This window comes from Conyzicola sp. (genome assembly GCF_046714715.1).
Lineage (GTDB): Bacteria > Actinomycetota > Actinomycetes > Actinomycetales > Microbacteriaceae > Conyzicola.
Genome location: NZ_JBKKAD010000027.1, coordinates 1 through 22,874 on the forward strand (window position 1 = coordinate 1; position 22,874 = coordinate 22,874).

Sequence of the window (22,874 nt, forward strand, 5' to 3'; positions counted from 1 at the left end):
CTCGAAGCGCCGGCACCACAAATAATCAGAATGGTGGTCATGGATCGCCTCCTTGCGTTCCCTGCGTAACAGCGAATCGACGTACTTAGACCTCTATCTTTGAACGAATCCGCCCGCCGCTCCAGTAATTCTCTTTCCGCACCCGCGGAAGATAGCGCCTCGCCGCCCACGCCGACCGCGTGAACGTGGTTAAGTTGCTGTAAATGAGCGATAAGTATGAGCGCCTGCTTCACTACCTGTCGCAGAGTGACACCCGCGTGACCGCGGCGGAGCTGGCAGAACACCTCGGGGTGACGACGCGCAGCGTGCGCAGCTATGTCACGGCGGCGAAAGCCGCGGCTCACCCCCTCAGCATCATCTCGTCGTCGACCAACGGCTACCGGTTGAACCGCGAGGCCTACGCCACCTTCGCGAGCGGCACGCGCGGGCGGGACGCCGACACGCCCCGCGACCGCGTGCACCACCTCGTCCGCCGCCTCACCGAGGAGCCGGGCGGCATCGACGTGCACGCCCTGGCCGACAGTCTCTACGTGAGCGAGTCGACGATCGAGAACGACCTGCGCAAGGTCAAGGCGCTCGGCGAGGAGGCCGGCCTCACCCTCAGCCGGCACGGCAGCGTCGTCGCACTCACCGGCACCGAGGCGGAGTACCGCCGGGTGCTCAGCAAGATCTTCCGCACCGAAAGCGCGCAGGGGTTTCTCGAGCTCGAGAACGTGCAGCGCGAATTCGTCTCCGAAGACCTCGGCGCCTTCAAGACGGCGCTCATCGGGATGCTCGAGGGCCAGGGCTACTTCGTCAACGAGTACGGGGTCAACAGCGTGCTGCTGCACGTCGCCATCGCGGTGGACCGTGTCATCCGACGCCCCACCCCCAGAATCGCGGATGCCGCGAGCGACACCGCCACCCCGATCAGCTCGGCGCTCGCCGGCCTCACGCGTGCCCACTTCGACGTCGAGCTCGATCGCACCGATCTCGACTACCTGGCCAAACTGCTCACCACCCGGGTGATCACGCCCGGGCAGAACGAGCCGGTGCAGTCGGTCGTCGACAACTACGTCGTTCCGGAACACCTCGAGACGGTGCGGCGCGTCGTCGGCCAGGTCGGCGAGGAGTACCTGCTCGACCTCGACGACGAGACGTTCATGGTGCGGTTCGCCCTGCACGTGGGCAACCTGATCGCCCGCGCGCAAGACAACTCGTACTCGCGCAATCCGCTCGTGAAGTCGATCAAGACGTCGTACCCGATGATCTACGACGTAGCCGTGTTCATGGCCAGCCAGATCCAGCGAGAGAAGTCGATCACGATCAACGACGACGAGATCTCGTACATCGCCATGCACATCGGGTCGCACCTCGAGCGGCAGTCGCGCCACGAGGAGCGCCTCACGGTGGCCATCGTCTCCCCCGGCTACTACGACATGCACGACATCCTGCGCGGCCACATCGAGGCGGCGCTCGGCGACGAGCTGTCGATCGAGGTCGTGGTCACCCGCACCGACGTGGACTCCGGCGACTTCGCCACCGACCTCGTGCTCACCACCATCGCGTTCCCGGGGGCGGGCGACAATGTCGTGGTCATCCAGCCGTTCCTCACCGAGGGCGACGTGGAGCACGTGAGACGGGCTATCTCTCGGGTACGTCGGCACCGGCGCCGCATCCGGATCAAAGACGACCTGCTGCGCTATTTCGACGAGTCGCTCTTTCTACGCAACGTGCAGGCGGCAGACGAGGCGTCGATGATCCGCGTGCTGGGCGACCGCATGGTCGACCGCGGCATCATCGACCAGACCTACATCGACGGCGCGATCGAGCGCGAGCTGCTGTCGTCGACCGCGTTCACCGAGTCGATCGCCGTGCCGCACGCCATGGCGATGACCGCGACGCGCACGTCGATCGCGATCGCGGTGAACGAGACCGCGATGCCCTGGGGAGAGAACCGCGTGAACGTGATCGCACTCATCGCGTTCAACTCGGGCGGACGGGCGTCGTTCCAGTCGACGTTCGACCAGTTCGTCGAGGTCTTCACCGACCGGGCCGGCGTGCTCGAGCTGATCAAGCGCTCGACAGGATTCACCGAGTTCATCGAAGAGCTCGTGCGGATGATCGACAAGTAGCTGGCTGCGCGCTCTTCGACAGGATGCCGCGGCGCGAGCTGGGCGAACCGTCCTGTCGAGCGGGCGCCGGCCACGTTTCATCCTGTTGAAGCCGCGCGTTAAAGCAAGAAGTCCCGGCCACAAGTGACCGGGACTTCTTCTCTGTTGCGGGGACAGGATTTGAACCTGCGACCTCTGGGTTATGAGCCCAGCGAGCTACCGAACTGCTCCACCCCGCGCTGCAAGATCAACGATAGCACGGGTTTCGGGGCGGGGTTTCCACCCCGCACGTTCACGGCCCGTTCAGGCGGATTTACCCGCCCCGATAACCAGTGCGAGCGGCAACCACTTGGTGTCAGGCCAGCGGAACATGCCCTCACCGGCGGGCTGCAGCAGGCCGAACATCTTCCACGGAATCTCGTAGTGCTCGTGGAGAACGTCGAGCGTGAGCCCCGCGGCGAGCAGAGACGTGACGATCTCGCTGAGAGGGTGCGGCCACTCGTAGGTGCGCGTGTTGTCTAGAACCGCGCTTTCGTCGGCGTAATCCACGATGTCGTCGCCGACTTCGGGGGCTCCATCAGAGTCATACGGATATCGCAGCGCGGGCAGTTCGTCTGCGCCGCCGTCGAGCACCCACGCGGCCGGATGCCCGTCGGCGAAGTACAGCGTGCCGCCCGGCTTCAGGAACCACTCCACGATGCGAGCCCACTCGGCCACATCGGGCAACCAACCGATCGTGCCCCAGGTGGTGAAGACGATGTCGAACGACTCCGGCTGCGGCAGGGTGTGCCGCAGGTCGTAGATGTTGGCGATGACGAAGCGTGAGCGGTCGGCGAGATCGAGCTCGACGGCCAGCGCGCGCGCCTGAACGATCGCCGGCCTCGAGAAGTCGACGCCGACGACCTCTGCCCCGCGCTGCGCGAGAGCGAGGGTGTCTGCGCCGAAGTGGCACTGCAGGTGCAGGATGCGCTTGCCCTCGAGCCCGTCCGGGAACAGCGAGGCGAGCTCGGCTTCGTCGATCGGGGTCAGCATGCCGTGCCCGGCTCGCAGCTTCGACTGGTCGTAGAACTCGCTCGCCACGTGCAGTGGGACGCGTTCGTCCCACTGCGCGCGGTTAGCGTCCAGCCAGTCGCCGGAGCCGAGCTCGACCATCGCTACTCGCTGGCTGCCAGCGCGGCGTCAAGGGCAGCGGTGAGGCGGTTGTCCGCCTCGGCCGCAGCGACCAGGTCGTTGGCCGCGTAGGCCGCCTCACGGTCGGCGAGCGCCTGCTTCGCGTCGGCGAGAGCCGATGCCAGCGTGGGCTCGTCGCCGGTGCCGGGGTCGGTCGGTGCGGGAGCCGGGGTTTCGGGCGCCGTCTCCGGGTCGACCTCTTCGCCGGGCGCCGGGGTCACGACGGTGCCGCCGTCGCCGGCGTCGGCACCGGAGTCTCCGCCGAACAGCGAGTCGAGAGCCTCGTCGAGGGTGTCTTCGAAGGCGATCTGGTCACCGAACGCGACGAGCACCTTGCGCAGCAGCGGGTAGCTTGTGCCACCGGTCGCCTGCACGTAGACGGGCTGCACGTAGAGCAGACCGCCTCCGACGGGCACGGTGAGCAGGTTGCCCTGGATCGCCTCGGTGTCACCGCGTTGCAGCAGCGACAGCTGGCTGGCCACCTCGGTGTCGGAGTTGAAACTGTTCTGCACCTGGCCGGGGCCGGGCACCGTGTCCTGCTTGGGCAGGGTCAGCAGCGTCAACTTGCCGTAGTCCGGGCCCGCGTCCGAGTTCACCGCCAGATAGCCGGTGAGGATGCTGCTGCTCGAGGTCGCAGCGGCGCGCGGGATGAAGGTGGAATACAGCGTGAAGGCGGATGCATCGGTGCCGGGCACCTGCATCGTGAGGTAGTACGGCGGCTGCAGCGTGGGGGCTGCGGCCGGCGACGTCGGGTCGTTCGGGGTGACCCACTGGTCGTCGCTCGAGTAGAACGAGTTCGCGTCGGTCACGTGGAACGATCCGAGGATCGCCCGCTGCACCTTGAACAGGTCCGCCGGGTAGCGGATGTGGCTGAGCAGGTCGGCGCTCATGTCGTCGGCCGACTGCAGCGAGTTCGGGAAGATCTTCTGCCAGGTCTTCAGGATCGGGTCTTCCGTGTCCCACGCGTAGAGGGTCACCTCGCCGGTGTAGGCGTCGACCGTGGCCTTGACCGAGTTGCGGATGTAGTTGACGTTGTCGACCGCGTAGGGCACGGCAGGTGTCGTCGTGTCGACGATGGTGTCGCTGAGCTTCTCGACACGCGAGTACGGGTAGTTCGCGCTCGTCGTGTAGGCGTCGACGATCCAGAGAACCTTGCCGTCGACAACCGCGGGGTACGCGTCGCTGTCTGTGGTGAGGTACGGGGCGACCTTCTTGACGCGGTCGATCGGGTCGCGGTCGTAGAGGATCTGCGACTCGCTCGTCACGGCGTCGGACAGGATGATCTGCTCGCTCTGGAACTTGATCGCGTAGGCGAGCTTCGAGAACAGGTTGTCGAGCATCGGGCCGCCGTCGCCCTCGTAGGTCGTCGTCATGTTCGACGCGTCGTCGTCGTCACCGGACGGGTAGTCCAGCTCGATCGGGGTATCGCCCTCGGGCGCTCCGACCACCGAGTAGGCGGGCGATTCCTCGCCGAAGTAGATGCGCGGCTCTTCGATCTCGAGCGCACCCGTGGAGGGGATGCCCGACTCGAGGAACACCGGCTGACCGTCGGTGGTGCGCTGGTTGCCGTACGCGGCGACCACGCCGTAGCCGTGGGTGTAGACGAACGCGTTGGAGTACGGCGTCTGCGAGTCGCCGAGACCCTCCTGGTCGAGTTCGCGCACCGCGATGACGGTGTCTTGCACGGTTCCGTCGATGTTGTACCGGTCGACGTCGAGGTGTGCCGGGAACTGGTAGTACTGGCGGAATCGTTCGAGCTGCGCGAACGACTCGGAAACGAGGGCCGGGTCGATGATGCGGATGTTCGCGGTGGTCTCGGCGTCGGAGCGGAGGGCGCCCTGCTCGGCGTCGGTCGTCGCGTTGTACGGCGTCTCGGTGACCTCGGCGACGCCGTAGGCGTCGCGGGTGGCTTCGATGCTGCGGTCGATGTACTCGGACTCGAGCGTGCGAGCGCTCGGCTCCACCTGGAAGCGCTGCACGATCCACGGGTAAATGCCGCCGAGGATGATGCCGCTCACCAGCAGCAGTGCCGTGCCGATGACGGGCAGGCGCCAACGGCCGATGATCGCGGTGACCACGAACAGCAACGCGACGACACCGGCGGCGATGGCGAGGATCGCGCGGCCGGGGATGGTGGCGTTGACCTCGGTGAAGCCGGCACCGGTCTGCAGGTAGCCGGCGCCGCGCGAGGCGAGCGTCGTGTACTGGTCGAGCCAGATGCTGAGTGCCTGGAGGGCCACGTAGAGAGCGGCCATGATCGCGAGCTGGATGCGGGCGGAACGCGAGATGCGCACCTCGCGGCCCGTGACACGGATCGCGCCGTAGAGGTAGGTGGTGGCGAGGGCGGCGATACCGGCGATGAGCACGATCGCCGAGGCGTAGGCGACGACGCCGCGGAAGAACGGCAGCTCGAACATGTAGAACGAGACGTCGAGTCCGAACTGCGGGTCGGTTTCACCGAACGGCGTGCGGTTGAAGTACTGCAGCACGACGGGCCAGCGGGTGGCCGCCGAGACGCCGGTGAAGAGTCCGAGAACTGCGGGAATGCCGAACATCGCGAGGCGACGCAGCGGCTCGATGACCTGCTGGTAGCGGTCGAGCTGGGAATTGAGCTTCGCGTAGACCGGGCGGGCGCGGAAGGCGACCTCGATGCTGATCCAGACGGGCACGGCCATCGCCAGGAACCCCACGACGAACATGACCGCGGTGGCGATCCACTGCGTCGTGAGCACGTTGAGGAAATCGAGCTGGTCGAACCACAGAACGTCGGTGTAGAAACCGGCGACGATGAAGAAGATCACCACCAGCACGGCGAGGATCGCTGCGGTGATCGCGAGGGTGACCCTCGTGCGGCTGACGGGTGGGTTTGCTGTGGAAGTCAAGCGACGGCTCCTGGCCTTAGTGGTCGGTCTCGGTCATCGTAACGGAGGCGACTGCTAGATAGCTGCGCCTTGTTGTCAGCCCGCCTCGCAGACGGGGAGATCGGCCGTCGAGGTCCCGGCCGAGACGGCCTCGAGTACGGCGAGCGAGTCGTCGAGAGTGGTGACGGCGAAGACGTCGAGTCCGTCGGGCACGTGTCCGACGACCTCGTCGCAGTTGTCGACCGGCGCGAGGAAATAGGATGCTCCCGCGCCCACCGCGCCGTACATCTTCTGGCGGATGCCGCCGATCGGGCCGATGGTGCCGTCGCCCGTGATGGTGCCCGTGCCGGCGATGTTCTCGCCGCCGTTGAGCTCGCCCGGAGTGAGCTTGTCGATGATGCCGAGGGCGAACATCTGGCCGGCGCTCGGCCCGCCCACCTTCTCGAGCTGGATCGTTACATCGATGGGGAACTGGAAGTCGCCCTTCACAGTTATGCCGACGATCGGCGCCGATGCGGTGCCGCCGCTCATGACCGGGGTCACCGCGAGCGTCTGCTCGGCGCCGTCGCGTTCGACGACCACGGTCGCGGGGGTGTCGACGCCGTTCGCGGCGATCGTCGCCTTCAGCCCCGTGACGTCGGTGAAGGTCTCGCCGTTGACGCTGACGATGGTGTCGCCGGCCTCGAGCTGCCCGTCGGCAGGGGTGCCCGCACCGATGTCGACGACCTCGAGGCTCGTGGTGAAGTCGTAGTCGAGCTCGGTGAGCGCGGCCGCGATCGCCTCCTGCTGCGAGTTCTGCATGTCGATCTGACTCTGCTCGTTCGACTGCTCGACCGTGACCCCCGCGGGGTAGACATTGTCGAGCGGCACGACCGCCTTGCTGGAGTCGAACCAGGCCGAGGCGACCTGGAACCAGTTCAGCCGGTTGTCGCGGTTGCCGTTGATCGACACCGTGAGCATGTCGAGCGCTCCGCTCGTGGGGTACGTCGTGGCATCCGCAATCTCGATCATGGGGACCTCTTCTCCCCCGACGTCCACCTGCCCGAGGGTGTTGAAGACCGGCCCGGGCTGTTCGATGACGTAGGGCGAGGGCACGAGCGCCACGACCAGCGTCACGAGCATCGCGAGCAGAATGAGGGACCAACCGACGGTCGACCCACGGGAGCGACGCGGCCGAGAGACCGGGTCGGAATCGGCGAAAAGCGTCACCGTAATCCTTTTGTTTAGACGGACGAAAAAGAGTGTTCGCCACGGGCGCACAGCCAGAAGAACCAGCCTAGGCGAAAACCCCGCCCCATCCGGCGCGCAGCAGCTAGCGTAGTTTGCATGCCTGAAGATTCACGGGAAGAGCCGTCCGAAGAAGAGTTCCGAGATATGCTGCGCGCCTTCCTGGAGGGCAACACCGACCTCGACCCGAGCAAGCTGGCGAGCGCCGCCGGACTGCCCAACGACCCCGAGGTCGTCGCCCAGCTGATCGCGCAATTGCAGAACGCACTGAAGACCAGCGGTGACGGCATCAACTGGGGCCTCGCCCTCGAGCAGGCGAAGAACATCGCGTCGCGCACGACCGTGGTGTCGCTGCCCGCCGAGCGGTCGCAGCTCGAACAGGCCTTCCACGTGGCGTCCCTCTGGCTGGCCGAGGCCACGGAGATCTCCGAGCTCACGGTCGAGCCCCGGCTGATGAGCCGCAGCGAGTGGGTGGCCGCGACGATGCCGATCTGGATCCAGCTCGCCGAGCCGGTCGCCACGAGCATCGCCGACTCGCTCACCGAGGTGCTGAAAGACCAGGCGCCCGAAGAGATGACCGACATGATCGCCGGCGCCAGCCAGCTCATGCGCAACGTCGGCGGCACGCTCTTCGCGATGCAGCTCGGCCACGTCGTCGGGCAGCTGTCGAGCGAGGTCGTCTCCGGCGGCGACATCGGCATCCCGCTTCTCGGCTCGCTGGCCGCGTCAGCGAATAGTGAATCAGAGCACGGCGAATCCGGCCAGCAGGCCGCCATGATCCCGCAGAACGTCGCCGCCTTCGCCTCGGGACTCGACGTGCCGGTCGACCAGGTGCAGCTGTACCTGGCCGTGCGCGAACTCGCGCACGCGCGGCTGTTCCGCCACGCCAAGTGGCTGCGATTGCAGCTCATGACCTCGATCACCGAGTTCGCCCACGGCATCCGCATCGACACGACCCGACTCGAAGAGCTCGCGAGCGACTTCGACCCGGCCAACCCCGAAGAGCTGCGCGCCGCCATGACCAGCGGCGCCCTGATCCCGCCGAAGTCGGACGACCAGCTCGCCGCCCTCGGGCGCCTCGAGACGACCCTCGCCCTCATCGAGGGCTGGGTCGACGTCGTGACCGCCCAGGCCACCTCGCGCCTTCCCTCCGCCGTCGCGATCGCCGAGACCGTGCGTCGCCGCCGCGCCTCGGGCGGGCCCGCTGAGTCGGCGTTCGCCACTCTGGTCGGCCTCGAGCTGCGGCCTCGTCGCCTCCGCGAGGCGGCGGCGATGTGGCAGGCGGTGACGGATGCCGTCGGTGCCGAAACGAGGGACGACCTGTGGTCGCACCCCGACCTGGTGCCCACGGCCGATGACATCACCGATCCGAGCGCCCTCGTGGCACGCCTGAAGGCCGGCACCCCGGCGCCGGACGACGTGGACCAGGCGATCGAAGACCTGCTGAACGACGACTCCACCGAGCGGCCGCGCGAAGACTGACGCAGCCTGCGGGTTGAGTAAAGCCCTCTAGGGCCTGTATCGAAACCTCGGGGAGTTTCGATACGTCGCTGGCGCTCCTACTCAACCCGCAACAGGTCTGTGGATAGTTCGCTCGCGCCCTGGCCCGGCCGTGCCATCCTCTCCCGCATGGTGCTGAAACTCGACCCGCGGTATCCGCTCGTCTGGCGGTCGCCGTCGAGCCTGCAGCTCGGCGTCGCCTCCCCCGTCGTTGTGCTGCACGAGGTCTCGACGGCCGACGAGCTGATGCTCTCGGCGCTGCTCGCCGGCGTCAGCCAGCCCGGGCTCGCGATGATCGCCCGGGGAGGGGGCGTGGACGACGACGCCGCGGCGGCCCTGCTCGCCGCCGTCGCCCCGGCGCTCGAGACGCCCGCGCCGGTGGGCGCCCACACGGTGTGCCTCGTCGGTTCGGGCGCGACCGCCGACCGCATCGCGGCGAACCTCGCCGCCGAGGGTGTGCTGGTGAACCGCGCCACCGAGGTCGAGGAGGCGGCAGCGACCTCGTGCGACCTCGCGATCGCGGTCGGGCACTTCGTTCTCGCGCCCGACCTGCACGGGCTGTGGCTGCGCCGCGACATCCCGCACCTGCCGGTCGTGCTGTCCGACACCAGCACGAGCGTCGGGCCGCTGATCGAGCCGGGCACCGGCCCGTGCCTCTACTGCCTGCAGCGGTACCACACCGATGCCGACCCGGCGTGGCCGGCGCTCTCGGCGCAGCTGTGGGGGCGGCGGTCGCAGATCGAGACGGCCCTCGTGGCCGGCGAGATCGCCGTGGCGGCGAGCCGCGCGGCGCTCACGAGGCTCGACGAGGGGCACGCGGCATCCGCGCATCTCTCGACGGAGATCGACTCGCGGTCGGGCGCGACCACGACCCGCGCCTGGCTGCCGCACCCCGAGTGCGGCTGCACCGGGGTCAGCGTTGCAGTTCGGCGAGGAAGCGGCTCGCCTGCCGCTGCCCTGGGCGGTAGCCGCCGGAATTCGTACCCGTCGCGGCCCACGACAGGCTCAACTTTCGCCGAGCCCGCGTAATGCCGACGTAGAGCAGGCGGCGCTCCTCGTCGATCGCCTCCTCGGTCTTCGCGTAGGTGATCGGCACGAGCCCTTCGCTGAGCCCGACGAGGTGCACCGAGTCCCACTCGAGCCCCTTCGCCGAGTGCAGCGTCGCGATGGTCACGGCCGAGAGCGTCGGCTCGTGCTGAGCGGCCTGACGTTCGAAGAGGTCGTCGACGAAGTCCCGGAGGGTGGTGCCGGCGGGCGTCTGCTCGGCGAGGCCCATGAGCGCGTTCAGCGATTCCCAGCGGTCGCGCACGGCGCCGCGGGTCTCGGGTGCCTCCTGGGTCCAGCCGAGGGAGCGCAGCACGTCGCTCACGGTCTTGAACAGCGGCTCGCCCTGGATCGAGACCGACGCCCCCTTGAACATCATGAGCGCCTCCTTGATCTCGCGCAGTTCGAAGAAACGGGTCGCGCCGCGCACCAGATAGGGCACGCCGATCGCGTTGAGGGCGGCCTCGATCGCCGCGGCCTGCACGTTGATGCGGAACAGGATCGCGATGTTCTCGGGCCGGGTGCCCTCGGCGATCTCGTCGGCCACCGCCTTGGCCACGGCGCGGGCCTCGGTCGTGTCGCTGTCGAAGCCGTCGACGAGCGGCGGGCGCATCGCGCCGGGGGGCACCTCGGCGTCGGGGGGCGAGTGCAGCGTGAGCGCGCCGGGTCTCCCCTTCATCAGCCGGTTGGCGGCCTCGATGATGCCGGGCGTCGAGCGGTAGTTCTGCTCGAGCCGCACAACCGTGGCGTCGTGGTAGGCGTTCTGGAAGCCGAGCAGGTACTCGGGCGTCGCACCGGCGAACGAGTAGATGGTCTGGCTGGCGTCACCGACGACGCACAGGTCGTTGCGCTCCCCCATCCACAGTTTCACGAGGTCGTGTTGCAGCGGCGAGACGTCCTGGTACTCGTCGATCACGAAGAACCGGTACTGCTCGCGCACCTGCTGGGCGACCCGCGCCTCGGTCTCGATCATGCCCGCGGTGGCGAGCAGCACGTCTTCGAAGTCGAGCTGGCGCCGTTCGTCTTTCAGGTTCTCGTAGGCCTGCTGCAGCGCGGTGGCCTTGTCGATGGTGAGCGCGGGCGGCAGGGTGCGCGACTGCGCGGCCACACCGTACTGCTCGATGCTCAGCCGTGAGACCTTGCGCCACTCGATCTCCGCCGCGGTGTCGCGCAGGGTCGCCGTGTCGAGCTTCAGCCGGATCGTTTCGGCCGCCTGGGCCAGCAGGCGCGCCTTGCTGTCGATGAGGCGCGGCATCGTTCCGCCGACGACCTGCGGCCAGAAGAAGTTCAGCTGCGAGAGGGCGGATGCGTGGAAGGTGCGCGCCGAGACCCCCGCGGCCCCGAGGTGGCGCAGTCGGCTGCGCAGCTCGCCCGCGGCCCTGCTGGTGAAGGTCAGGGCCATCACACGACCGGGCGGATACACGCCGGTGGCGACGCCGTAGGCGATGCGGTGGGTGATGGCGCGGGTCTTGCCGGTGCCGGCACCGGCCAGCAGGCACACCGGGCCGAGCAGGGTCTCGGCGGCGACCCGCTGCTGGTCGTCGAGGCCGGCGAGGAGGCTCTCCGCGCTGCGCAGCTCGCTCGACGTCACGCCGCGCCGTCGTCGAGCGGGCCGCCGTACCAGCGCTCGATGATCGAGCGGGCGATCGACGTCGGGCCTGGCAGCAGGATCTCGCCGAGCGAGTCGCGCAGCTCGTCGCGGCTGAACCAGCGCAGTTCGAGAATCTCGTGGCCGTCGGGCGTGAGCTCGCTCTCGACGGCGGGGTCGACGCGCGCGGTGAAGCCGAGCATCAGGGAGGCCGGGAACGGCCACGGCTGGCTGCCGAGATACACGGGATCGATGACGGTGACGCCCGACTCCTCGAAGATCTCGCGGATCACGGCCGCCTCGAGCGACTCCCCCGGTTCGACATACCCGGCGAGCAGCGAGAACCGGTTACTGGCCCAGAGCGCGTTCGACCCGAGCAGTAGTCGGTCGTGCGAGTCGGTGACACCCACGATGATCGCGGCGTCGGTGCGCGGGAAGATCTCGCGGCCCGTCGTCGGATCGACGCGCACCCAGCCCGCCTTGCCGGGCGAGGTGGCCACTCCGGTCTTCGGCGAGAACGGGTGCGAGGCGTGCCAGTTGACGATGCCGAGGGCTTCGGTGAAGAGGCCGGCGTCACGGTCGCTCAGCACGCCGCCGACCTGGCGCAGGTTGCCCCAGTCCGACTCGGCGAGATGGCCGGCGTCGGTCAGCACCGCTGCGACGACGGGTGTTCCGACCGGTTCCGGGCTGGTCGTCGAGATCGAGCGGCCGAGGTAGACGTAGAGCTCCGCGGCCGGCACCGCGCTCACCGGCACGAGGGCCAGCGCCGTCGGGGTCGACAGCAGCGCGCTGCCCTGGAACAGCGGGAGGATGCGCGTCGCGGGATCCTGCAAGAGCACACCGATGGCATCCGGAAGATCGCGTGTCAGATAGTCGCGGTCGACCTCGTACCGCGACAGAGGCAGACGGGCGAGGAAAGAATTCGGCATGATCAGGCCCATCGGAAGTGCGTGGCGTTCGGGGAAAGCGGGGGTGCGGCAATCTACCCTGTTGGGTATGGCCAGATCCCATCTCACTCTAGCCGCGCTCGCGACCTCGGCCGTCGACGACCTCGACCTCGTTGCCACGTCGAGCTTCGGCTCGGCGCAGAACAACGACTTCGACGCGGCCCTGCTCACCGCTCGTGATGGTCGCCACCTCATCATCCGGGTCCCCCGCAACGAGCGGGCCGAGGCGGAACAGTCCGCCGACCTCGTCGCACTGCGCGCGATCAGCGCCGGCGTGCGCACGCGCCTCCCCTTCGCCGTCTCCAGCTACGTCGGCCAGGTTCCCGTCTCGGGCACCCGCGCGATCGTCTACGACTTCGTCTACGGCACCAAGGTGGGCCTCGGCCGTCTCGACGCCGGACCCCACGGGCTCGCAGCGGCCATCGGGTCGTCCATCGCCGCCGTGCACATGTTGCCCACGAGTTTCGTCGCGGATGCCGGCCTGCCCGTGCTCACCGCCGGCGAGTGCCTGCGCGCCGCCGTGAGCGTGATGGACCGCGCTTCGGCGACCGGCCTCGTTCCGCCCGCCCTGCTCGGCCGGTGGGAACGCGCCACCGAAGACAGCAAGCTCTGGCAGTTCCAGACCACGCCGATCAACAGCGCGCTGAGCGCCGACTCGTTCCTCTCGTCCGACGGCGTCGTCACCGGCCTGCTCGGCTGGCAGGAGCTGCGAGTCGGCGACCCGGCCCGCGACCTCTCCTGGCTGCTCGGCGCACCGGAGGCCGTCGCGGACAGCGCCTTCGACTCGTACACCGCCGTCCGCGGCTCGGGCGACCGCCACGTGCGCCAGCGCGCGAAGCTCTACGCCGAGCACGAGATCGCCAAGTGGCTGCTGCACGGCACCGACACCCGCAGCACCGAGATCGTGGATGACGCGGTCGAGATGCTCAGCGCGCTGGTCGATTCGACCATCAACGATGTGATGAACCCGCTGAACCCGCAGACGATGGAGACCTCGACGATCGAAGACGTCGAGGCGCTGCTCGATCGCACCGAGCGCGCGGTCTAGATCCGGCTCTTCGGTCCCTGCCGCTTCCGTCAACAGGACGGATGCGCCGCCGCGACCGTTCGACAGGACGGATCGCGCGTCTGCGGGCACGCGGCCCTGTTCACCGTGGAGGCTCGGTCAGCCGATGCTCTCGCGCCAGAGGGCCAGCAGTTCGGCCTCGTCGAAGATGCGGTCGGGTGTCACGACCGTGTCGTCGGCCACGAAGTAGAACACCGCGTCGATGAGGTCGGGCGAGATGCCCGCCCAGCGCGCGTAGGCGAGCCGGTAGAGCGCCAGTTGCAGCTGCTTGCGTTCGAGGTCGGCGGCGTCTTTGGGCGCCTTGCCGGTCTTCCAGTCGACGACCTGGTAGCGGTCGCCGTCGCGGTAGACGGCGTCGATCTTGCAGATCACGATGCGGCCGTCGAACGGCAGGTGGATCTCGCGTTCCACGTCGACCGGCCTGCGACCGGCCCAGACCGAGCGCGCGAAGACGTCTTGCAGCCGCACCAGCTCGGCGTCGTTCGAGACGGCCTCGCCCTCGTCGAGCTCGAACCCCAGCGTGTCGAGCTCTTCGCTCGTGCCGCCCATACCGTAGCGCTGCTCGACCCAGGCGTGGAAGAGCGTTCCGATCTGGGTCGCCTTGTACGGACGCTCGGGCATCGGTCGACGCAGGGAGGATGCGACGGATGCCGGGTCGCTCACGAAGTCCTTGAAGCGAGAGGCGGAGACGCGGGTGGGAACCGCCACCAGCTCGTTGGCACCGATGCGTGCGGCACGCTCGCGCAACAGCAGGGTGAGGTCCTCGCTCCACTTGCCTGTCGGGTGCGGTGCGCCCGAGGTGGGCGTCTCGTCGGCGACCGCCGCCCTGACCGCCGCGGCCCCCGCCTCCACGCGCTGGCGGCGCACCCCCAACGGGTCGACCGGCCACTGCAGGTATTCGGGCTCGCTGCCGAGCGGGTTCTCTTCGTGGTCGCTCTCGACCGGCAGCTCGCCGATCACGCCCGACTCTTCGAGATCGAGCAGAAACTCGCTCGGCGTGCGCGGCTTCGACTGCTTCGACCAGAACGACCCGCTGAGCAGCAGCGAGTGCCGGGCGCGGGTGACGGCCACGTAGGCGAGCCGGCGTTCTTCGAGCCGGTGCCGGGTCTCGAGGTCGAGCTTGAACCGCTTGCGGTTGTCGTCGAACTCCTTCTGCGTCTCGATGCCGCGCCAGCGCAGCATCGGCAGCTCGTTCGCGTCGCCGCGGAACTCGTAGGGCAGAGCCCCCAGCGACAGCCAGCCGTTGTAGCCGTCTTTCGCCGCGCCCGGGAGTTCGCCCTCGACGAGGCGGGGCACCGCGACGATGTCCCACTCGAGCCCCTTCGAGCCGTGGATCGTGAGCAGCTGCACGGTTCCCGGCTCGGGGTCTTCTGGGCGCGGTCCGAGGCTGTCGCGCCACTCCGCCACGGCGAGCCAGCCGAGGAAGCCTCCGAGCGACGCGCGGTCGTCGCTCGCGAGGTAGCCGCCGAGCGCGTCGAAGAACGCCTCGAGGTTGCCGTTGCCGAGCGGCAGCCGGTCGTTAGCGGCGACCTCGATGTCGAGCATGAGCTCCTGCTCGACCAGGGTGACGAAGTCGACGAGCTCGAGCCCGGCGCGCGAGCGCAGCCGGGCGAAGAGCGCGCCGGCGTCGCGCAGCCGGTCGAGCCCGGTCTCGCTGAAGTTCTTCAGCGCCCCGTGCTCGCGACGCGAATGCGCGATGAAGTCGAGCGCCTCGACGATCGAGCCGCCCTCGTTGTCGGCGACCGAGTCGCGCATCGCCTGGCGCAGGTCGTCGTCGAGCGGCTGCTGGGCGTAGTCGCGGTCGCGCAGCCACGACGCGAGCCGGCTGAGCGCGTGGATGTCTTGCACTCCGAGCCGCCAGCGCGACCCGGTGAGCAGGCGGATGAGCTGCGATCCGGCAGTGGGGTCGTTGACCACCCAGAGGGCGCTCACGAGGTCCACGATCTCGGGCTCCTGCAGCAGGCCGCCGATTCCGAGCACGTGGTACTTCACGTCGGCCGCGTCGAGCGCGGCGGTGAACACCGACATCGTGGAGCGCGTGCGCATGAGCAGGGCGGCGGAGCGCTGCTCGCCCTTGGCCGACGGGATCGCCAGCTGGGCCTTGAGCCAGGCCGCTGTGCCCGCCGCCTCGTCGTTCACGGTCTCTTCGAACACGACCGAGAGGTCTTCGCCCGAGGCCGCCGGGCTCGCCGTGAGCGCGCCCACCTCGACGGTGGTCACGAGGTTGAGTTTCTCGACGAGGGCGTTGGCGGCAGCGAGGATCGCGTGCCCGTTGCGCCAGCTCGTCGAGAGGTCGTACTTCGCCACGCGGGCGGGCGTGCTGCTGAAGTCGGACGGGAAACTGCCCAGGTTCGCGGCGCTGGCGCCGCGCCATCCGTAAATCGACTGGTGCGGGTCTCCGACGGCCATGACCGCGTGGTCACGGAACAGTCTCTTCAGCAGGCGGGTCTGCACGACCGAGGTGTCCTGGTATTCATCGAGCAGAACGACCGCGAACCGCTGTCGCAGTTCTTCGGCGACCTTGGGCACGCGCTCGGTGGCCGTGAGCGCGAGCGAGACCTGGTCGGAGTACTCGACCAGCCCCCTGCTCGCTTTTGCGGCGGCGAACGCGTCGGCCAGGTCGAGCAGCACGGGCAGGCCCTGCACGGCCTCGACGGCCTTGCGCACGTCGGGGTAGCGCGCGTTCGACCGGCCGCCGTAGGGCAGCTCGAGCACCGAGCCGAGCTCGCCCACCATGCGGCGCACGTCGTCGGAGTCGTGCTCGATCTCGCTCAGCTCGTGGTTGAGGTTGATCACGGCCTTGGTCACGACGTCGACGCTCTTGTCGAGGTCGGCGAGCCGTTCGTCGTGGCTCGCAACCACGATGGACCGGGCGAGCTGCCAGCTGGACGCCTCGCTCAAGACGGCGGCGTCGCTCTCGCGGCCGATGAGCGCGGCGTTGTCGCGGTAGATCGAGTTGGCGAAGGAGTTGTAGGTCGCGACGGTGGGCGCGTCGAAGACGTCGTAGTCGTCGCCGATGAGGCCGGCCTCGGCGAGCTGTTCGATGCGTTCCCGGATGCGCGTGGCCAGTTCACCGGCCGCCTTGCGCGTGAACGTGAGCCCGAGCACCTCGCTCGGCTTCACGAGATCGTTGGCCAGCAGGTAGAGCACGCGGTTGGCCATGGTCTCGGTCTTGCCGCTTCCGGCGCCCGCGATCACGAGGGCCGGGGCGAGGTCGGCCTCGATCACGGCGCGCTGCTGCGGGGTGGGCGGGTTGCCCGCGATCGCGGCGGCGATGTCGAGGGCGCTGATCCTGGTCGAGACGGTCGTCACGCGTGTCAAGCGCTGACCGCCTTCGCCAGGTGGATGCGGTACTTGGGGTCGTTGCCGGAGCCGTAGCTGTCGAGGTTCAAGACCCCCGCGAACTCGGCGGCGGCCATGCCGATGGCCGCGAGCTCGATGCGCGCCCGCAGTTCGTCGAGTTCGGCCCCGACGAGCGGACCCTGCACGGCCTCGCGGTAGAGCTTGCCGCTTTTTCCGGATGCCACGTAGAGCAGTTTCGCGCCGCCGGGCTGGTGGCCGTCGGGCAGCTGCTCGAGCACGCCGTGGTCGTAGGCGAGCTGGTAAGCGCCGAGCTGGGCGTTGGCGTCGATCTTCGTCTGGTTGGTCTCGGCGCGCCCGGTCTTGAGGTCGACGATGACGATCGACCCGTTCTCGTGCTCTTCGACGCGGTCGATCTTGCCGTTGAGCTTGCCGCGGCCGACGACGACGCTGAATGCCGCCTCGGGTGCCACGAGCTTCCGGCCCGCCGTGTGGAAGTCGTGCAGGTACTCGGAGAGTCCGGCGGTGAGCACGCGCGCCGCCCGCTTCTGCTTCTCGGCGAGCCACGGCGACTCGAAGAGCAGCTCGCTCCACCGCGACTGCACGGCCTCCCACAGCGCGTCGAGCGACGGGTCGGTGGCGGTCTCCATCGCCCAGTGCACGATGGTGCCCAGCCCCATCGCCGTACTGGTCTGGGTGCCGCTCATCACGTCGATGAACCAGTTGAGCGGGCTCTCCTCGAACGCCTCGAGCTTCGACGGCGAGACGCCGACGACGACCTCGGGATCGTCGAGGTCGTGCAGCGGGCCGGTCGTCGACGGCGGCAATACGCCGTGCCACTCGGCGGGATCGGCGCCCGGAACGCTCTCTCTGGCCAGACGGGCAAGGGAGGCCGCGGCATCCGCCCGGTCTGTCGCCGCGAACGAGGGCGACGCGTCGGGGCGGGGCCGCACGAGTTCGCGGCGCAGCCTGCCGGTGACGCCGCGCAACGAGAGCGGGTGCCATTCGGTCGGGTCGAGTGCGACCGCGAGGCCGTCGGGCACGAGCCGGAAGAGTACCGACGCCGCTTCGTCTTCGTTTGCCACCGCCGAGAGGATGACCTGCTTGCGGGCGCGCGAGACGGCGAGCGCGAACATGCGCAGCTCGTCGCCGAGCACCTGTTTGCGCTGGTCGATGGCGTCCGAACCCGAGGCATCGGCCAGGGTCGATTTCGACGCCTCGACCAGCGCCTGGGGGTAGAGCAGGGATCCGCGGATGCGCAGGTTGGGCCAGACGCCCTCCTGCAGGCCGGCGACCGCGACGACGTCGAACTCCATGCCCACGGCGCCGGAGGGCGTGGTGACGAGCACGGACTCGCCGCTCGTCTGCGGCGCGAGGGTGTCTTCGGGCACCTCGGCCCCCAGCAGGTCGTCGATGAACAGGCGGGCGGAGTCGTTGGGGCGTCGCTCGGCGAAGCGGCGGGCGGCGGTGAACAGCGCCATCACTCCGTCGAGGTTGCGGTTGGCGTCTGCCGCGGTGAGGCCGGTTCCGAGAGCCTGCTCGAACCACACCTTGGCGAGGCCCGACCGCTCCCACACCAGCCAGAGCAGCTGCTCGATCGAGCCGTCGGTGTGTGCGAGCTCGCGGGTCGCCGCGAGGGTCTGGGCGATGCGGTCGGCGTTGCGGCCCATGCGGTGGTCGATCGTCGCGAACCGGCCGGGCGCGGAGAGCGCCTCCACGAGCAGGTCGTCGCTGCTGCGGTTGCCGCCGCCGGCGAGCTCTTCGGCGCGCAGGGCGACCCGCAGTCGGCGCAGGGCCAGCCGGTCGAAGCCGCCGAACGGGCTGAGCATGATCTCGGTGGCGAGCGGCGGCGTGAGCTCGGTGCGGCCGAGCGCGACGTCGACGACGGTGACGAGCGCGCGGGCGGCCTGGTCGTCGCGCAGGGCGGTCGCGCCGGCGAGGGTGTGGGTGGGCACCTCGGCGAGTGCGAGCGCGCGCGAGACCGGCCGGATGAGCGAGCCGGTGCGCACGACCACGGCCATGCGCGCGAAGGACACCCCGCCCAGCAGGTGGTGTTGGCGGAACAGGCGCGCGATCGCGGCGACCTCGCGGGCGGGCGTCGCGGCCTCGACGGTGACGACGGGCTGGGCGGATGCCGCGGCGCCCGCCACGGCCGCGTGCTGCCTGCCGGCCGCGGCGGTGCCGATGCGGTCGGTCACCGCGCTGGTGAGGGCGCGCAGCTCGGGGCCCTGCCGGTGTGCCGTGCTCAGGATGAAGGTGCGCAGGCCGGGCAGCCCCAGCCGCGTGGAGAGCGTGCCGAGGGCGTCACGTTCGCCGCTGCGGAAGGCGTTGGTCGCGACATCCGGATCACCGAAGGCGACCACGGCGACGCCGCGGGCCACGAACGCGCGCAGCAGGCCGATGGTGGCCTCGGTGGTCTCCTGCAGGTCGTCGACGATCACCAGCTTGAGCCGGCCGAGTTTGTCGCCGATGTCCTTCTCGAGCGCCGCGGTGGCGAAGGCCATGAGCTCGGCGGCGTCGAGCGCGTTCTGCGCCATCGACCCGACGATGCCGAGGTACTCGTCGATGAAGTCGGCGGCCGCGACCCATTCGGCGTGGTCGTGCAGCGCGCCGAGCTCGCGCAACCGCTGAGGGGAGACGCCGAACTCGGTGGCGCGCATCATCAGTTCGCGCAACTCGGTGCGGAAGCCGCCCAGCTGCCGCACCTCGGGCGCGAGGATCGCCGGCCACGCGGGCCCGGTGCCGTCGTCGATGTGCCCCTGCAGGATCTCTTTCACGATCTGGTCTTGGTCACCGCCGGTGAGCAGCTTCGGGCGGTCGGCCCCGGCGATCTGGGCCGCGTGCTGCACGAGTTCGAACGCCACGGAGTTGGTGGTGCGGGCGATCGGGCCGTTGGTGGCCACGCCGAGGCGCAGCGACAGAGCGTCGCGCAGGCGCGTGGCCGAGGCGCGGTTAGGCGTGAGCACCACGAGTTCGTCGGCGTTCCACCCGCGCTGCAGCACGCGGTCGGCGACCAGCTCGATCAGGGTCGCGGTCTTGCCGGTGCCCGGGGCGCCGATCACGGCCGCCGATTCGGCGTCTGCGGTGTCGACGACGGCCCGCTGCGAGGGGTCGAGCGGTACACCCGCGGTACCCGCGGCGGGAGCGTTCGCTCGTTCGAATCCCCGGATGGCCACGCTCAATACGGTACCCGGCGGCACCGACACGGCCGTCCAGCGTTATGCCGACAGTGAACGTGTCGGCGGCGTGCTCGCGCGGTGTCGTAATCTTGCATCGTGGACATTCGCATCGGAATCATCAACAGCCCCCGTGAGATCAACTTCGAGTCGTCGCAGACGGCCCAGGAGGTCGAGTCGATCGTCGCGACCGCCCTCGAGTCGAACACCACGTTCGTCAAGCTCGTCGACAGCAAAGGCAAGCTCTACATCGTTCCCGTCTCGGGCATCGGCTACATCGAGATCGGCTCCGAGTCGACCCGTCGCGTCGGTTTCGTGGCCTGACCATGGAGCTGCTGTTCGTCGTGCTCATCGCCGCGGGCGTCGGCTTCACCCTGCCGTTCCTGCTGCGCGGACGTGAGACGTACGGCGTCGCGCTTCCCGCCGGTGTGGCGGCAGCCGTGTCATCCGTCGTCTGGGTCGGCCTGCTCTGGCTCGGCTTCACGTTCGACGGCGGCTGGATCTGGGTGATCGCCCTCGCGGCCGGCATCCTCGCGGCCCTCGTTGTGGCGCTGCGCATCCCGCGCCGTCGGCACGAGGCCGACCGTGCGCTGCTCACCGAGCTGTCGGGCGGCCGCGCGTAACCAGGCCGAACGCGCCCGCGCTGTTCTCTCGGCGCGCGGCTGCTGCCTGCGCAACCGCGCAGCGCCGATGGGACAGCGCCGGCGGGACGTTGAAGGTCAGGCCGTGAGCCCGAGGCCGTCCATACGACGCGTGTGCGCGGCGATGAGCTCGGTGAACACCGGCTCGATGCGCGCCTCGTCGCTCACGCTGATGGCGCTCGGCGCGAGCGTGGCGCGCGCGACCAGCATCGTGTCGCCCACGAGCCGGCGGCCCCACATGGCGAGGCGCGAGTCGAGTGTGTCGTCGGCCTCGATCTCGCGGCGCAACTCGTCGGCGAGCAGCTCGGCGCCCGAGTCGGCGCGGAGCACCGTGGTCACCCGCGCGGCGTAGTCGCTGGGGAGTCCGGCCGCGAGGTGCACGAAGAAGTCGTCCAGGAACCCCGCCGTGATGTGGCAGGCGAGCAGTTCCTCGAACCAGTCGCCGCCCTGCGTGGCGCGCTGGTAGTCGTCGATCGCGCGGGTGAACGGCTGCATAACGGCGCCCGGTTCTTCGCCGTGACGGCGGATTTCGGCGGTGAGCCCGTGGTGTTTGGCGAGCGACAGAGCGGCTACCCGGCTCAGGACCTCCTTGGCCTCGGTCGTGGGCGCGATGGCCATGGCGCGGCCGAGGTTCTCGAAGATGGTCAGCTGCAGATACGCGGCCTTGCCGAGGAAGGTGAGGAGGTCGGGCGTGAGTTCCGCGAGGTCGACCTTCGTGGCAGGTTCGGTCTCCGACCGGGGACGAAGACGCGGAACTTCTGCGCGCTTGCCCGTGCGCGAAAACCAATTGACCACGAGGCCAGCTTAGGGGGCGCACACGCCGTGGGCAGCGCGGCGACCCCTCTTCCCAGCACAAACGGCTAAACTGACGCCAATGCCCCCCATTTCTGGCGGGGGCCCTACGCCCTAGGACAAAGCGGGCGTACCTCGTAATCCGTAAGGGCTCACTCAATTGACATTCGCTGATCTCAAGGTCGACCAGGACATGGTCGACGCACTCGCAACCAAGGGCATCGTCGAGCCCTTCCCCATCCAGGAGCAGACCATCCCCATGGGTCTCGCCGGACAGGACATCATCGGCCAGGCCAAGACGGGTACCGGTAAGACCCTGGGGTTCGGTCTCCCCCTGCTGCAGGAGCTCGGGCTGAACCCCGCCCCCGGCGTGCAGGCGCTGGTCGTCGTACCGACGCGCGAGCTGTGCGTTCAGGTTGCCGAAGACCTCACGCTCGCGGCATCCAACCGTTCGACGCAGGTCGCTGCCATCTACGGCGGCAAGGCCTATGAGGGCCAGGTCGAGCAGATCAAGGCCGGCGCGCAGGTCATCGTCGGAACGCCGGGCCGTCTCCTCGATCTCGCGAGCCAGCGCATGCTGTCGCTCAAGGACATCAAGGTCATGGTGCTCGACGAGGCAGACAAGATGCTCGACCTGGGATTCCTCAGCGACATCGAGAAGCTCTTCGCGCAGACGCCGACGACCCGCCACACGATGCTCTTCTCCGCGACGATGCCCGGCCCGATCGTGGCGCTCGCGCGTCGCTTTATGAACAAGCCGATCCACATCCGCGCCACCGACCCCAACGAGGGCCTGACGCAGAAGAACATCAAGCACGTCGTCTACCGCGCACACTCGCTCGACAAGGACGAGGTCATCGCCCGCATCCTGCAGGCCGAGGGCCGCGGCAAGACCGTCGTCTTCACGCGCACGAAGCGCGCGGCGGCCAAGCTCGTCGAAGAACTCAACGACCGCGGCTTCAACGCCGCCGCCGTGCACGGAGACCTCAACCAAGACCAGCGCGAGCGCGCGATGGTCGCGTTCAAGGCCGGCAAGAAAGACATCCTGATCGCTACGGATGTCGCGGCGCGCGGTATCGACGTCAATGACGTCACCCACGTCATCAACCACACCATCCCCGAGGACCACGACACGTACCTCCACCGCGCCGGCCGCACCGGCCGCGCGGGCAAGACCGGTATCGCCGTGACGTTCGTCGACTGGGACGACATGCACAAGTGGTCGCTCATCAACAAGGCGCTCGAGATGGGTATCCCCGAGCCCATGGAGACCTACTCGTCGTCGCCGCACCTCTACGCCGACCTCGACATCCCCGCAGACTCGAAGGGCCGCCTCAAGACGGCCGGCCCGCCCCGCGTGCGCGAACCTCAGGCACAGTCGGGTTCGCGCGACGGTGGCCGCGGCGGCCGTGACGGCGGCCAGCGCTCCGGCGGCGACCGTGGCGGGCGCCCGCCCCGCGACTCAGCGG

At 69.0% G+C, this 22,874-nt stretch carries 15 protein-coding genes and 1 tRNA gene; 7 read left to right on the forward strand and 9 right to left on the reverse strand.

The window, feature by feature from the left end; translation table 11 throughout:
* The first annotated feature begins 203 nt into the window (after positions 1-203).
* Complete coding sequence (locus tag ACLQ6X_RS02500) at positions 204-2,114, forward strand: BglG family transcription antiterminator (protein WP_411698588.1); 1,911 nt, start codon at positions 204-206, stop codon at positions 2,112-2,114.
* A gap of 144 nt (positions 2,115-2,258) precedes the next feature.
* Here ACLQ6X_RS02500 and ACLQ6X_RS02505 read toward each other — a convergent pair.
* The 4 genes from ACLQ6X_RS02505 to ACLQ6X_RS02520 all read right to left on the reverse strand — a co-directional run bounded on the left by ACLQ6X_RS02505 (position 2,259) and on the right by ACLQ6X_RS02520 (position 7,333).
* Positions 2,259-2,332, reverse strand: a tRNA-Met gene (locus tag ACLQ6X_RS02505).
* A gap of 64 nt (positions 2,333-2,396) precedes the next feature.
* Entirely contained in the window at positions 2,397-3,245 is an 849-nt protein-coding gene (locus tag ACLQ6X_RS02510; RefSeq protein ID WP_411698590.1) for a class I SAM-dependent methyltransferase, read from the reverse strand.
* A 2-nt stretch (positions 3,246-3,247) separates the two neighbouring features.
* Complete coding sequence (locus ACLQ6X_RS02515; protein WP_411698591.1) at positions 3,248-6,145, reverse strand: UPF0182 family protein; 2,898 nt, start codon at positions 6,143-6,145, stop codon at positions 3,248-3,250.
* A 75-nt stretch (positions 6,146-6,220) separates the two neighbouring features.
* Positions 6,221-7,333, reverse strand: a complete 1,113-nt coding sequence (locus tag ACLQ6X_RS02520) for a PDZ domain-containing protein (protein WP_411698592.1) — start codon at positions 7,331-7,333, stop codon at positions 6,221-6,223.
* A gap of 117 nt (positions 7,334-7,450) precedes the next feature.
* Between ACLQ6X_RS02520 and ACLQ6X_RS02525 the strand changes: the two genes are divergently transcribed.
* Entirely contained in the window at positions 7,451-8,833 is a 1,383-nt protein-coding gene (locus tag ACLQ6X_RS02525; protein ID WP_411698593.1) for a zinc-dependent metalloprotease, read from the forward strand.
* Between the two features lie 147 nt (positions 8,834-8,980).
* A complete protein-coding gene (locus tag ACLQ6X_RS02530; RefSeq protein ID WP_411698594.1) occupies positions 8,981-9,880 on the forward strand; it encodes a hypothetical protein in 900 nt (299 codons plus the stop codon).
* Here the strand turns inward: ACLQ6X_RS02530 and ACLQ6X_RS02535 are convergent.
* On the reverse strand, positions 9,765-11,486 hold the full coding sequence (locus ACLQ6X_RS02535) for an ATP-dependent helicase (RefSeq protein ID WP_411698595.1): 1,722 nt from the start codon (positions 11,484-11,486) through the stop codon (positions 9,765-9,767). The two genes, ACLQ6X_RS02530 and ACLQ6X_RS02535, sit on opposite strands and share 116 nt — an antisense overlap.
* Positions 11,483-12,412, reverse strand: coding sequence for an NAD(+) diphosphatase (gene nudC, locus ACLQ6X_RS02540; RefSeq protein ID WP_411698596.1), 930 nt, complete (start codon positions 12,410-12,412; stop codon positions 11,483-11,485). Before nudC ends, ACLQ6X_RS02535 begins: the two co-directional genes overlap by 4 nt.
* Before the next feature lie 67 nt (positions 12,413-12,479).
* On the opposite strand from nudC, the gene ACLQ6X_RS02545 reads away from it, so the two are divergent.
* A complete protein-coding gene (locus tag ACLQ6X_RS02545; protein ID WP_411698597.1) occupies positions 12,480-13,478 on the forward strand; it encodes a phosphotransferase in 999 nt (332 codons plus the stop codon).
* Positions 13,479-13,595: 117 nt separating this feature from the next.
* Here the strand turns inward: ACLQ6X_RS02545 and ACLQ6X_RS02550 are convergent, their stop codons facing one another.
* Both ACLQ6X_RS02550 and ACLQ6X_RS02555 read right to left on the reverse strand, forming a co-directional pair.
* Positions 13,596-16,808, reverse strand: a complete 3,213-nt coding sequence (locus tag ACLQ6X_RS02550) for an ATP-dependent helicase (RefSeq protein ID WP_411698603.1) — start codon at positions 16,806-16,808, stop codon at positions 13,596-13,598.
* Positions 16,809-16,813: 5 nt separating this feature from the next.
* On the reverse strand, positions 16,814-19,972 hold the full coding sequence (locus tag ACLQ6X_RS02555; RefSeq protein WP_411698598.1) for an ATP-dependent helicase: 3,159 nt from the start codon (positions 19,970-19,972) through the stop codon (positions 16,814-16,816).
* Between the two features lie 99 nt (positions 19,973-20,071).
* Here ACLQ6X_RS02555 and ACLQ6X_RS02560 point away from each other — a divergent pair, with 99 nt between their 5' ends.
* Positions 20,072-20,296, forward strand: coding sequence for a DUF3107 domain-containing protein (locus ACLQ6X_RS02560; RefSeq protein WP_411698599.1), 225 nt, complete (start codon positions 20,072-20,074; stop codon positions 20,294-20,296).
* Positions 20,297-20,298: 2 nt separating this feature from the next.
* Positions 20,299-20,595 carry a hypothetical protein gene (locus ACLQ6X_RS02565; protein ID WP_411698600.1) on the forward strand — a complete coding sequence of 99 codons (297 nt, stop codon included), beginning with the start codon at positions 20,299-20,301 and terminating at the stop codon, positions 20,593-20,595.
* Between the two features lie 96 nt (positions 20,596-20,691).
* Here ACLQ6X_RS02565 and ACLQ6X_RS02570 read toward each other — a convergent pair whose 3' ends face one another.
* Positions 20,692-21,408, reverse strand: coding sequence for a ferritin-like fold-containing protein (locus ACLQ6X_RS02570; RefSeq protein ID WP_411698601.1), 717 nt, complete (start codon positions 21,406-21,408; stop codon positions 20,692-20,694).
* A gap of 157 nt (positions 21,409-21,565) precedes the next feature.
* On the opposite strand from ACLQ6X_RS02570, the gene ACLQ6X_RS02575 reads away from it, so the two are divergent.
* Positions 21,566-22,874, forward strand: a 1,309-nt coding sequence (locus ACLQ6X_RS02575) for a DEAD/DEAH box helicase (RefSeq protein WP_411698602.1), incomplete at its 3' end; no start/stop codon positions are given.

Bases quoted from the DNA above. Each gene is read 5' to 3' on its own strand.
- ACLQ6X_RS02525 (WP_411698593.1), top strand. From the start codon at position 7,451: ATGCCTGAAGATTCACGGGAAGAGCCGTCCGAAGAAGAGTTCCGAGAT.
- ACLQ6X_RS02565 (WP_411698600.1), top strand. From the start codon at position 20,299: ATGGAGCTGCTGTTCGTCGTGCTCATCGCCGCGGGCGTCGGCTTCACC.
- ACLQ6X_RS02545 (WP_411698597.1), top strand. From the start codon at position 12,480: ATGGCCAGATCCCATCTCACTCTAGCCGCGCTCGCGACCTCGGCCGTC.
- ACLQ6X_RS02510 (WP_411698590.1), bottom strand. From the start codon at position 3,245: ATGGTCGAGCTCGGCTCCGGCGACTGGCTGGACGCTAACCGCGCGCAG.
- nudC (WP_411698596.1), bottom strand. From the start codon at position 12,412: ATGCCGAATTCTTTCCTCGCCCGTCTGCCTCTGTCGCGGTACGAGGTC.
- ACLQ6X_RS02530 (WP_411698594.1), top strand. From the start codon at position 8,981: ATGGTGCTGAAACTCGACCCGCGGTATCCGCTCGTCTGGCGGTCGCCG.
- ACLQ6X_RS02500 (WP_411698588.1), top strand. From the start codon at position 204: ATGAGCGATAAGTATGAGCGCCTGCTTCACTACCTGTCGCAGAGTGAC.